Genomic DNA, 11,369 nt, shown 5'->3' with positions numbered 1-11,369 from the left:
ACATTTGCGAGCCTTCGCAACTTTTCCCGCTGTCGTCCCGGCCTAGTGCGCAATTGCGCACGGGAGCCGGGACCCATACTCCGCAGCGGATGTGATACGGGAATTCGTCGACACAGCTGAGCAAGACAATGGGCGTTCGTGGTTATGGGTCCCGGCTTTCGCCGGGACGACACCTAATGTGCTTCGCTCCATCCGGGCTACGCTTCTGTCATCCGCACGACGCGTCAAGCGTCCGTGAGGTCATTTCTCTGCGAATCTCGACCCGGCTTCATCTGCCAGTTCCTTCAGCCGGCGCTGCATGACTTCAATGATGTGCTCGCGCTTTGCCGCAATTCGTTCGATTGGTCCGCCGATGCCGATCGCGAGCGGTGCGCGGCGCTTTGGCAGGGGAACAAGCATGCCTATGGTGCTTGCGCCCGGCGTCGTGCGGCCGCCTGATTCGGAAAAGCCGCGCCGGCGAATGCGCTCGACCTCCTCGAGAAAGGCCGCTTCGCGAACGCGTGCCGGCTGGTTCGGCTCCTCGGCGTTGTTGCGGCGGATAATGCCGCGAATTTTGGTATTCGGCATTTGGCTCAGCAACACATGTCCGAGCGCGGTCCGAACCATCGGTCGTATTTGACCGGCATGTGCAGTGTACTGAAGCTGAGAGCCGCCGGGGACAACGTGCAGATATTGCATCCCAGCGGCGCCGGCCTGTTGCCCGAGCATGACGGTTTCGCCGCCCGTCGCGGTCCAAAGTTCCTCCATCAGATCGGTGAGCTTCTTGTCACGGAACGGAGAACGACGGATCCAGTCACCCAGCAGATTGACCCGGTAGCTCGGGATGAAGCGCCGCGTCTTTCGCTCGTATTCGAGGTAGTTCAATTCAACGAGAGTGCGGAGCAGCACTGATGTGCTCGATTGGGGCATCTTGAGCGCGGAAGCTATTTCCGTCACGGAAGCAGCCCGCTTTGTTTCCCGAAAGAACTCCAGAACTGCAAACACCCGCATGGCCGATTTGACAATGGCGGTCTTATTCGCGTTCGGCATGGCTGTCTCCGCGGCGGGGCAGGTACCGCGCCTCCATCACATATGTGATGTTAGGCCCAAACTGCTTCACTTGACGACAACTTTGGCACAGATTGGCGCCAATTAGATCAAGCCGCATGGAAACGCACAGAGCAGGGGAGGGCGGATGCCCAGCCGAAGTTTGCTCGAGAAGATCTGGGACCAGCATGTCATTGCCCGTTTGAGCGAGGACACGGATCTCCTTCATATCGATCGCCATCTGCTGCACGATCTCGGCGGCTCGCGCGGCCTGCTCGATCTCAAGAGCCGTGGCCTCAAGGTTCACAATCCCGAGCTGACATTCGCGACGCCGGATCACGCATTGTCGACGGCACCCGGCCGCGCGGGGACCAGCAAGATCGGACAGGAATTGCTCGCCGCGCTGCGGGTCGAGACCGCGGCGAGCGGCATCACGCTGTTCGATGTCGACCAGCCCGGCCAGGGCATCGTTCACGTCATCGGGCCCGAACTCGGCCTCAGCCTGCCCGGCGCGACGATCGTCTGCGGCGACAGCCACACCTGTACCCATGGCGGCCTCGGCGCGCTCGCCTTCGGCATCGGATCGAGCGAGCTCACCCATGTGCTGGCGACGCAGGCGCTGATCCAGCGCCGGCCCAAGACGATGCGCGCGCGCTTCGAGGGCAAGCTGCCGCTCGGCGTCACCGCGAAGGACATGATCCTGGCGCTGATCGGGCAGATCGGCGCGGCCGGCGGCACAGGATATGCGGTCGAATACGCGGGGAGTGCGATCCGCGCGCTGCCGATCGAAGGAAGGCTCACGATCTGCAACCTCTCGATCGAGCTCGGCGCCAAGATGGGCATGGTGGCGCCGGACGAGAAAACCTTCGAATTCCTGCGCGGCCGTCCCTATGCGCCGCAGGGCGAGATGTGGGATCGCGCGGTCAAGGCCTGGCGTGATTTGCCGAGCGATCCCGATGCGGTGTTCGACCGCGAGGTCGTGATCGATGTCGAGAAGATCATCCCGCAGGTGACCTGGGGCATCAGCCCCGAGCACGTCGTCGGCGTCGACGGCATCATTCCAGACCCGAAGGCGATCGACGATCCCGCACGGCGCGCGGCGGTCGAGACCGCGCTGGAGTATATGGGTCTGCAAGGCGGTGCGCCGATCGCCGGCACGCCGGTCGACTGGGTGTTCATCGGCTCCTGCACCAACAGTCGCTTAAGCGATCTCCGTGCTGCGGCCGAGGTCGCGCGTGGCCGCAAGGTCGCGGCCGGGGTCCGCGCCTGGGTGGTGCCGGGTTCGGAAAACGTCAAGCGCGAGGCGGTCGCCGAGGGGCTCGACAAGATCTTCATCGAGGCCGGCTTCGAATGGCGCGAACCCGGTTGCTCGATGTGCCTTGCCGCCAATGGCGAGGTGGTGGCGCCCGGGCAGCGCTCGGTCTCGACCTCGAACCGCAACTTCGTCGGCCGGCAAGGGCCGCGGGCGCGGACGCATCTGGCGAGCCCCGCGAGCGCGGCGGCCTCGGCCATTGCCGGCGCGATCGCCGACGTCAGGATGATGGGGCGCTAGACGATGCCGAAACCGTTCGACAAGCTCACCGCAACCGCCGCGCCGATCATGCGCAGCAATATCGACACCGACGTGATCATCCGGATCGAGCGGCTGGTCGGCAACTCGATCCGTGGCACGCTCGGCAAATGGGCGTTCGGCTCGCTGCGCTATCTGCCCGACGGCTCGGAGAATCCGGATTTCATCCTGAATCGCGAGCCGTATCGGGAGGCGGAGATCCTGGTGACCGGGCCGAATTTCGGCTGCGGCTCGTCGCGCGAGGGCGCGGTGTGGTCGCTGCAGGAGCGCGGCATCCGCGCCATCATCGGGTCCGGCTTCGGCGACATCTTCTTCGCCAACTGCTTCCAGAATGGCATCCTGCCGGTCATCGTCGACAAGGCGGTGGTGGATCAGCTTGCCGCCGACATCGAGGCGACACAGGGCGCCGGCAAGGTCTCGATCGACTTGGAGGCCCAGACCATCGTGTCGCCGTCCGGCGCGCGGCATTCGTTCGAGATCGATCCGCGGCGGCGCGAAGGGCTGTTGAAGGGGCTCGACGAGGTGGCGCTGACATTGCAGCGCGACGACGAGATCCACGCCTTCCAGGCGTCCGACCGCGCCGCGCGACCCTGGATTCATTCGACAAGGACATCGGCATGAGCACGCAATCCAACATGGTCAAGGTCGCCGTGGTCGGCGGCGAGGGCATCGGCCCCGAGGTCACCGCGCAGTCGCGGCGCGTGCTCGACTGGTTCGCGGCGAAGCGTAACGTGCCGATGACCTTGCGCGAGGCGCAGTACGGCCTGATCCCGTATCTGGCGACCGGCAAGGTGCTGCCCGAAGACACCGCGGAAGCGATGGACGAGGCTGACGCGATCCTGTGGGGCGCGACCGGCGGTCCCGAGACCACCGAAGTGCCGGCGGCAGCGCGCAAGGCCGGCAGCCTGCTGGGGCTGCGCAGCAAATACGATCTCTACGCGAACTTGAGGCCGATCATGGCGAGCCCGGCGCTGTCGGCGTCCGCGCCGCTGAAGCCCGAAGTGCTCGCGGGCGTCGACTTCGTCATCATCCGCGAATTGACCAGCGGCATCTATTTCGGCGAGCCGCGCGGCATCGAGACATTGCCCGACGGCCAGCGCCGCGGCTTCAACACCGAGCAATACACGACGAACCAGATCCGCCGTGTGGCGCGCTCGGCCTTCGAGCTGGCACGGACGAGGCGCAACAAGGTTTGCTCGGTCGACAAGGCCAATGTGCTGGAGACCAGCGTGGTCTGGCGCGAGGAGGTGATCAGGCTGCACAAGGAGGAATTCTCCGACGTCGAGCTGACCCATCTCTATGTCGACAACGCCGCGATGCAGATCGTGCGCGAGCCGCGGCAGTTCGACGTCATGGTGACCGGCAACATCTTCGGCGACATCCTGTCCGACTGCGCGGCGATGGCCTCGGGCTCGCTCGGCATGCTGCCGTCGGCCTCGCTCGGCCCGGTCGACCGCTTCGGCCGGCGCAAGGCGCTCTACGAGCCGGTGCACGGCAGCGCGCCCGATATCGCCGGCAAGGGCATCGCCAATCCGCTCGGCTCGATCCTCAGCGTCGCGATGCTGCTGCGCCTGACCTTGAACCGGCCCGAGGATGCGGATTTGCTGGAGCAGGCGGTGCAGACCGCGCTGGCATCCGGTGCCCGAACGGCGGATATTGCGGAAGCTGGCGCGAAGAAGCTGTCGACCGCCCAGATGGGCGACGCAGTGCTTAGCGCGCTGGACAAGATCTCGGCGAAGGAGCACGCGTGATGGCAGATGTTGCCATGCCCTACATTTCGAGACGTTCAGCCCTGACGGTGATCGCCGCGGGTGGCGCGGCGCTGGCGAGCGGGCGGGCATGGGCGCAGGCGGCCACCGGCCGCGCGATCTATCCGGTCGCGGTGCCGGTCTATCAGACGCAATTCGTCGCAGACCGTATCGGCTACTTCAAGGAAGCCGGGCTCGACTGCAAGCTGGTGCAGGGCGGCAGTGGCGTGAAGACCCGCGAGATCATCGCCTCGTCGCAGGGCGACATCGGGATCGGCGACGTCACCCATCCGATGCAGCTGACCAATCACGGCCGCGCCGCGCGCGTACTGCTGCCGGTCGACACGCGATCGAACTCGGTGATGTTCATCCTGCGCAAGGATCTGAAGGAGCAGGGCATCAACTCGCTGGAGGCCTTCACGCAATGGAAGCGGCCCGATGGCCGCAAGCCGATCGTCTCGGTGTCCTCGCTCGGCGGCACCAACCATGTCTGGGCGTCCTACTACATGGAAACCATGGGGCTGGACGACAAGGTGACCTGGATCGGCACCGGCAACGTCGACACCATGCTGGGCTCGCTGAAGTCGAAGCAGGTCGACATCCTGGTCAGCTCGCTGTCGCTGTTGAACGAGGCGCAGCAGCAGGGCTGGGGCGAATTGCTGTTCGACGGCACTGATGAGGCGATCTGGAACAAGCATATCGGCGGCAAGGTGCCGGTCACCGCGCATTTCACGCTGCAGGCCACCATCGACAAGGACCCGGCCAAGATGCAGGCTTATGTCACGGCGCTGTGGCGCGCGTCGCAATGGATCAAGGCGCACAAGCCGACCGTGGTCTACGACGCCATCGAGCCCTATGTCGGCAGCACCTCGCGCGACGCCAATCTGCTTGAGATCACCGCGATCCAGAAGGTCGCGGATTACGAAGGCTCGGTCGATGCCGCGAGCTTCGCGCGCGGCGAGAAGGTCTGGTTCCGCGAGATGACCGGCATCAAGCCGCTCAAGATTGCAGATGTGGTCAACTCGAACCTCATCGACGCGGCGCGAAAGGCCTATCCGGGTTGAGTGCGCTCGAGACGAGCGCAACCGTGTCGCCGCGCGCCTCGGCCGAGCGCCGCGTCGAGGTCAAAGGCCTGAGCAAGTCGTTCCAGCTTGCCAAGACCACGATCGAGGCGGTCCGCGACGTCAGTTTCGACGTCCGCCGCGGCGAGTTCGTCGCGCTGCTCGGGCCGTCGGGCTCCGGCAAGAGCACGGTGCTCAACATGATCGCCTCGCTGATCCGCCCCACCGGCGGCGAGATCCTGATCGACGGCAAGCGCGTCGTCGCCGGCAAGGCGACGCCCAATGTCGGCTACGTCTTCCAGCGCGACACGCTGTTTCCGTGGCGAACCGTCGGCGACAATATCGGCTATGGGCTGGAGCTGTCAGGCGTGCCGGCGTCGGCACGGAAAGAGCGAATCGCGGAGTGCGTCGCGCAGGCCGGCTTGAGAGGATTCGAGAACGCCTATCCGTCGGCATTGTCGGGCGGCATGCGGCAGCGCGCGGCGCTGATGCGGACGCTGATCATCGAGCCGCAGATCCTGCTGATGGACGAGCCGTTCGGCGCGCTCGACACCCACACCAAGATCGACATGCACGAGGTGCTGCTGCGGATCTGGGAACGCGAGCAGCAGACCGTGCTGTTCGTGACCCATGATCTCGGCGAGGCGCTGACCTTGGCCGACCGCATCATCCTGTTCTCGGCGCGGCCGGGCCGCATCAAGGACATGTTCACCGTCGATTTCGATCGCCCGCGTGACGCGGTGAAGGTGCGCGAGACGCCGCATTATGCCGAGCTGTTCCAGCACATCTGGCATTCGCTCGGCGAGGAGTTCGTCAAGGGCCGCAGCACATGAGGAGGTACGGCACGCTCGGCACCGTCGGCTGGCAGGTCCTGATCTGCGCCATCGTGCTGTCGGTGTGGCAATGGGGCTACGACCTGCGCACCAAGCTGCCATGGCTGGTGCCCGACCTGCTCGATCCGTATTTCATCTCGAAGCCGTCGATGATATCAGACAATTTTCTGATCCAGAGCTGCCTGACCTCGAAGCTCGGTGTCTTCAACGGCTGGTTCAACGGCGAGTTCGGAAAGTGCCTGGCGCGCAACGAGAACAACCTCTGGGCGGCAACCGCGATCACGCTGAAGAACACCTTCTTTGGCTTCGTCACCGGCGTGGTCAGCGGCTTCGTCGCCGGGCTGGTCCTCGGGCGGTCCGATCGGCTGAGCGCGATCTTTCAGCCCTTCATCACCGCGGTGAATTCGATCCCGCGGATCGCGCTGGCGCCGATCATCGTGCTGGCGTTCGGGATCGGCGACATGTCGAAGATCGTGACGTCGTGGATCGTCGTCGTGTTCCTGGTGTTCTTCAACACCTTCGAGGGCGCGCGCTCGATCGACGAGGGTTTTACCAACGCCGCGCGGCTGCTCGGCGCCAGCGAGTGGCAGATCACCCGCACGGTGGTGATCCCCTCCACCATGGCCTGGGTGTTCGCCTCGCTGACTCCCGCGATCTCCTTTGCGCTGATCGGCGTCATCGTCGGCGAGTTCATCGGCGCCGAGCGCGGCATCGGCCGACTGATCATCGAGTCCGAGGCGCGCGGCGAGGCCTCCGGCATGATGGTCGCGGTCGTGGTGCTGATGCTGGTCGGCGTCGTGCTGTCGGCAATCATCTGGCGGCTGCAGGCCTATCTGCTGCGCTGGCAGCGGCAACGCAGCGCCGAATAGGCGAGGGCCGTGACGGCGTCGCATCCGCCGCCACGGACCCCGAATTACGCTGCGGTTTGCGCCGGCGAGGTCTCGCCGTCGAGCCAATCCTGTTCAACTGCCAGTGCGCGCCAAGCCGCTTCCATTCGCTTGAAGCGATTGTAGGTCGGCTCGTCGTCGGCGCGTTCGGCAAGCTGCGCGCAGTTCTCGGCATTGTCGAGGAAGTGCTGTGATTGCTTCATGGAACGTCCTCCTGTTAGTGAGGACGTGGGACATCAAATCAGGCTATTCAACGCGTGGAACATGAGCATTTCGCCATACAGGTGAATGCCTGTTCAGCGGAGTTCCCCACGCAATATTTCGCGCATGCGGCTGAGCATGTGCAGCAGAGCCGGCATAGGAACGGTATGTCGCAGCGAGCGTTCGTCCTTCACGTCGCAACTGGAGGAGGAGAGACGTGATGAGGAAGTATCTGCTCGCCGCGGCCATGGTGACCGCGATCGCATCGCCTGTGTTCGCCGACGATGTCGGTGTCCGCGTAGGTCCGGTTGGCGCCGGCGTGACGGTCGGCCGGGCGCCCGAGTATCGCGACCGAGATCGTGACCGCACCACGGTGATCAGGGAGCGCGAGCCGCGCCGCGATCGGACCACGGTGATCAAGCGGCAGGACGAATTCGGCAATCGCAGCAAGACCGTGATTCATCACGACGACGACGACTAATAGTTGAACGGGCGTGTGATCCAAAGTCCGCTGCGATCCCGTCGCGGCGGACTTTTGCTTGTCGCGTGATTGCGATGGTCTACCCGTGGAGAGGCAATGGCTGCCGAGACAGAGCTCAAATTTCGCGTTCCAGCACGCAAGCTCAAGTCGCTGGAGAAGCCGCGGATCGCCGGCGCCAAGAGCGGTGAGCCGTCAACGAGCGATCTCGTCTCAACCTATTTCGATACCGCGAAGCACAAGCTGAAACGGCATGGGCTGACGCTGCGCGTGCGCTATGACGGCCATGACTATGTTCAGACGATCAAGTCGGAGACGGGCCCACAGTTCGAGCGCGGCGAATGGGAGAGCGAGCTCAAGGATGACGCGTTCGACCTAGAAAAGGCCGAGGGCACGCCGCTCGAGGAGCTCGCGTCGGGCAGACTGCGCCGCAAGCTGAAGCCGGTGTTCGAGACATCGGTGCAGCGCATCACAGTGCCGCTTCGGACCAAGCGCAGCGAGATCGAGCTTGCCATCGATCGCGGTCACACGACAGCTGGCCATCGGTCCCGTCCGATCCGGGAGGTCGAGCTCGAGCTGAAGAGCGGGCGGGTGCTCGATCTGTTCCGGGTTGCCCGAGCGCTGGAGCGGCGGTCGGGCGCTGAACTCGATCCCTGCTCGAAGGCCGAGCGTGGGTATGAACTCGCAGGTCATGATCAGCATAGCTCCGTCTCCGCCGAGAGCGTCATGCTTGATTCCGAGTTCACGGCAGGCGAAGCCTTTCGGGTAATCGCGCGTTCAACGTTCCGTCACTTCTCGTCGAATGCGGATGCGGTCCGCGAGGGAGAGCACGAAGGTGTTCACCAGATGCGGGTCGGCCTGCGGCGGCTGCGCGCCGCGATCTCGTTGTTCTCGAAGATCCTGCCCAAGGCTTCGACCGAAGAGGTCAAGGCGCAGTTGAAGTGGCTGACCAGCGCGCTCGCGCCGGCACGCGAACTGGACGTGTTCGTCAAGGAAGATATCGAGCCTGCGTCGCATGATGCGCTGTTGCGACGGGGCGGCAGGGCGATCCGGCAGGAATTCTCCGTCCGCCGCGACCGGGCATTCGCGCGCGCGAGGCAGGCGGTCGATTCGCAGCATTACCGGTCGATGCTGATCGATACCATGCAATGGATCGAAGCAAAGCAGACGATCGCGGCCGACGACGAAGGCGGTCCGGTCGGCGAGTTCGCCGCCGCGCTGCTGCATCGCCGGATCAGAAAGCTGCGCAAGGATGGCCGCCATATTAACGAATTGTCGGCCCGGCAGCGGCACAAAGTGCGTATTAGAGCCAAGAAGATCAGATACGCGATCGACTTCTTTGAGAGTCTGTTCGCGGGTAAGCACGAGCGGAAGCAGCTCAAGCGGCTGTCAAAGCAGCTGAAGCGGATCCAGGACGCGCTCGGCTCGCTCAACGATTTCGTCGCGCACCGCAAGCTGGCGGTCGACGCCACGCTCAAGGCGCCGCACCGCAGGGAACGCGACCGTGCCTTCGCATCCGGCGTGGTGCTGGGCCGCGAGGAGCAGGCGGTCAAGCCGCTGATCAAGATCGCCGCGCAGGAAGTGCGCGGACTGAAGCCGTTTTAGGGCATGCACCGTCTTGTCGCGGCTTTCGTATGAAGCGATGTCTCACGCCGCGTGTGGTGCGCCGCGCTCGTCCCGCTCGGTCGCTGCCATCTGACGGCGGCAATCCTCGGCGAATGCCCGCAGCCGCTCGGCGGTCAGCGGGTCCAAACCCGTGCGCACCAGCCGCTCAGCGCGGTCGGCCTTGTCCTTGAGATCGTCGAATGTCCGGCTCATGGCTGCCTCCGTGCCCAGACAATTTGAATCGAATTGCGACGTTCCCCGGCCAGTGAGGACGTGGCTAACAGGCAGTTAATCCGGGATCAGGGGGCGCTTAAGTCACCGGCGCCGGGTTGAACAGCGTGAGGTCGTTGTGGATGCCCCACTTGTCCGACCACGGCTTGGTGCGCCCACTCGCGACGTCGAGGATCAGGCGGAACAGGTCCCAGCCGGTCTCCTCGATGGTCTTCTCGCCGGTCGCGATGCAGCCGGCGTCGAAATCGATCAGGTCCTTCCAGCGCCGCGCCAGCTCGCTGCGGGTCGCGACCTTGATGACGGGGGGCGGCGGCAAGGCCATAGGGCGTGCCGCGGCCGGTGGTGAAGACCTGCAAGGTCATGCCGGAGGCAAGCTGCAACGTGCCGCAGATGAAGTCGCTGGCCGGCGTCGCTGCAAACAGCATGCCCTTCTGCCGTGCCTTCTCGCCGGGCGACAGCACGCCCGCGATCGGACCCGAGCCCGACTTGACGATCGAGCCGAGGGATTTCTCGACGATGTTGGCGAGCCCGCCCTTCTTGTTGCCCGGCGTGGTGTTCGCGCTGCGGTCGGCGCCGCCGCGGGCAAGATAGGCGTCGTACCAGGCCATCTCGCGGATCAGTGCGCGGCCGACATCCTCATTGACGGCGCGGCGTGTGAGCAGCTGGATCGCGTCGCGCACCTCGGTGACTTCCGAGAACATCACGGTCGCGCCGGATCGCACCAGCAGGTCGGCGGCAAAGCCGACCGCGGGGTTTGCGGTGACGCCGGAGAACGCATCGCTGCCGCCGCATTGCAGGCCGATCACGAGATCCGCGGCAGGACAGGTCTCGCGCTTGCGGGCGTTGAGCACCTTCAGCCGCGCCTCGGCCTGGGTCATGATGGCATCGACGATGGCGCCGAAGCCGTCAAAGGCTTCGTCCTGCATCCGCACGATGGCATCGCTGATGCCCTCCGGCACCAGCCGTTCCGGCGCGAGCTTTTCGCAGCCGAGCCCGACCACGAGGATCTCGCCGCCGAAATTCGGATTGAGCGCAAGGTTTTGCAGGGTGCGGATCGGCACCACGGCGTCGGGCGCCGTGATTGCGACGCCGCAGCCATAGGCATGGGTCAGCGGCACGACGTCGTCGACATTGGGGTATTTCGGCAGCAGCTCGGCGCGGATGCGCTTCACCGCATATTCCATCGTGCCTTTGACGCATTGCACGGACGAAGAGATGCCGAGGATGTTCTTCGTTCCCACCGAGCCGTCGGGATTGCGGTAGCCCTCGAACGTAAAACCTTCGAGCGGCGGCAGCGCCGGCGGCACCGCGGTTGAGATCTCAAGCCGGTCGAGCGGCGGCGCGTCGGGCATGCGGATGCGGGCCTCGTCGACCCATTCGCCGGCCAGGATCGGCGACAGCGCATGGCCGATCACCTCGCCATAGCGGATGATCGGCGCGCCCTCGGCGATGTCTTCCAATGCAGTCTTGTGGCCCTGCGGCACGAAGGCCCGCAATGTCAGTCCGCAGGCGAAGCGGGAGCCGGCGGGCAGGCCGAAATCATTCACGACGATCGCGACATTGTCGCGCGCGTTGAGCTTGATGTAGCGGGGCTGCTCCTGCGCGCCGATCGACTGGTCCATGCGCTACGCTCCTTACGAGCAAGGTGTTGGTTGATGTACTTAGGCGGCGCCGCGAATTCCCACCTCTCCCCAGCGGGGAGAGGTCGCGCCGAAGGCGCGGGTGAGGG

The 11,369-nt window shown here is 64.9% G+C and carries 11 protein-coding genes and 1 pseudogene; 8 read left to right on the top strand and 4 right to left on the bottom strand.

Annotation, left to right across the window (positions count from 1 at the left end; all coding sequences use genetic code 11):
- Positions 1–240: 240 nt before the first annotated feature.
- Complete coding sequence (locus AC628_RS16975) at positions 241–1,029, bottom strand: IclR family transcriptional regulator (protein WP_074127932.1); 789 nt, start codon at positions 1,027–1,029, stop codon at positions 241–243.
- Between the two features lie 145 nt (positions 1,030–1,174).
- Between AC628_RS16975 and leuC the strand changes: the two genes are divergently transcribed.
- Genes leuC through AC628_RS16945 form a run of 6 tightly spaced genes read left to right on the top strand, consistent with a single transcriptional unit; the run spans position 1,175 to position 7,107 of the window.
- Positions 1,175–2,578, top strand: coding sequence for a 3-isopropylmalate dehydratase large subunit (leuC, locus tag AC628_RS16970; RefSeq protein ID WP_074127931.1), 1,404 nt, complete (start codon positions 1,175–1,177; stop codon positions 2,576–2,578).
- A 3-nt stretch (positions 2,579–2,581) separates the two neighbouring features.
- Entirely contained in the window at positions 2,582–3,217 is a 636-nt protein-coding gene (leuD, locus tag AC628_RS16965; protein WP_074127930.1) for a 3-isopropylmalate dehydratase small subunit, read from the top strand.
- Positions 3,214–4,347 carry a 3-isopropylmalate dehydrogenase gene (gene leuB / locus AC628_RS16960; RefSeq protein WP_083632950.1) on the top strand — a complete coding sequence of 378 codons (1,134 nt, stop codon included), beginning with the start codon at positions 3,214–3,216 and terminating at the stop codon, positions 4,345–4,347. Before leuD ends, leuB begins: the two co-directional genes overlap by 4 nt.
- Positions 4,347–5,408: an ABC transporter substrate-binding protein gene (locus AC628_RS16955; protein WP_074127929.1), complete on the top strand. Its 1,062-nt coding sequence runs from the start codon at positions 4,347–4,349 to the stop codon at positions 5,406–5,408. Before leuB ends, AC628_RS16955 begins: the two co-directional genes overlap by 1 nt.
- Entirely contained in the window at positions 5,405–6,238 is an 834-nt protein-coding gene (locus AC628_RS16950) for an ABC transporter ATP-binding protein (RefSeq protein ID WP_074127928.1), read from the top strand. Before AC628_RS16955 ends, AC628_RS16950 begins: the two co-directional genes overlap by 4 nt.
- Positions 6,235–7,107, top strand: coding sequence for an ABC transporter permease (locus AC628_RS16945; protein WP_074127927.1), 873 nt, complete (start codon positions 6,235–6,237; stop codon positions 7,105–7,107). The genes AC628_RS16950 and AC628_RS16945 overlap by 4 nt, the downstream gene beginning before the upstream one ends.
- Before the next feature lie 44 nt (positions 7,108–7,151).
- Here AC628_RS16945 and AC628_RS44035 read toward each other — a convergent pair whose 3' ends face one another.
- Positions 7,152–7,328 carry a hypothetical protein gene (locus AC628_RS44035; RefSeq protein WP_168193390.1) on the bottom strand — a complete coding sequence of 59 codons (177 nt, stop codon included), beginning with the start codon at positions 7,326–7,328 and terminating at the stop codon, positions 7,152–7,154.
- 218 nt (positions 7,329–7,546) lie between these two features.
- Between AC628_RS44035 and AC628_RS16940 the strand changes: the two genes are divergently transcribed.
- Together AC628_RS16940 and AC628_RS16935 are read left to right on the top strand one after the other, a co-directional pair.
- Complete coding sequence (locus tag AC628_RS16940) at positions 7,547–7,807, top strand: hypothetical protein (protein WP_074127926.1); 261 nt, start codon at positions 7,547–7,549, stop codon at positions 7,805–7,807.
- 96 nt (positions 7,808–7,903) lie between these two features.
- Positions 7,904–9,409: a CYTH and CHAD domain-containing protein gene (locus AC628_RS16935; protein WP_074127925.1), complete on the top strand. Its 1,506-nt coding sequence runs from the start codon at positions 7,904–7,906 to the stop codon at positions 9,407–9,409.
- A 42-nt stretch (positions 9,410–9,451) separates the two neighbouring features.
- Here AC628_RS16935 and AC628_RS44030 read toward each other — a convergent pair whose 3' ends face one another.
- Entirely contained in the window at positions 9,452–9,622 is a 171-nt protein-coding gene (locus AC628_RS44030; protein ID WP_168193389.1) for a hypothetical protein, read from the bottom strand.
- A gap of 97 nt (positions 9,623–9,719) precedes the next feature.
- Positions 9,720–11,262, bottom strand: a pseudogene (gene garD, locus AC628_RS16930) (galactarate dehydratase).
- Positions 11,263–11,369: the final 107 nt, after the last annotated feature.

The organism is Bradyrhizobium sp. NAS96.2, from assembly GCF_001908235.1.
Lineage (GTDB): Bacteria > Pseudomonadota > Alphaproteobacteria > Rhizobiales > Xanthobacteraceae > Bradyrhizobium.
Note: the sequence above shows the minus strand (reverse complement) of the source record. Positions and strands in the feature narration are given on the sequence as shown.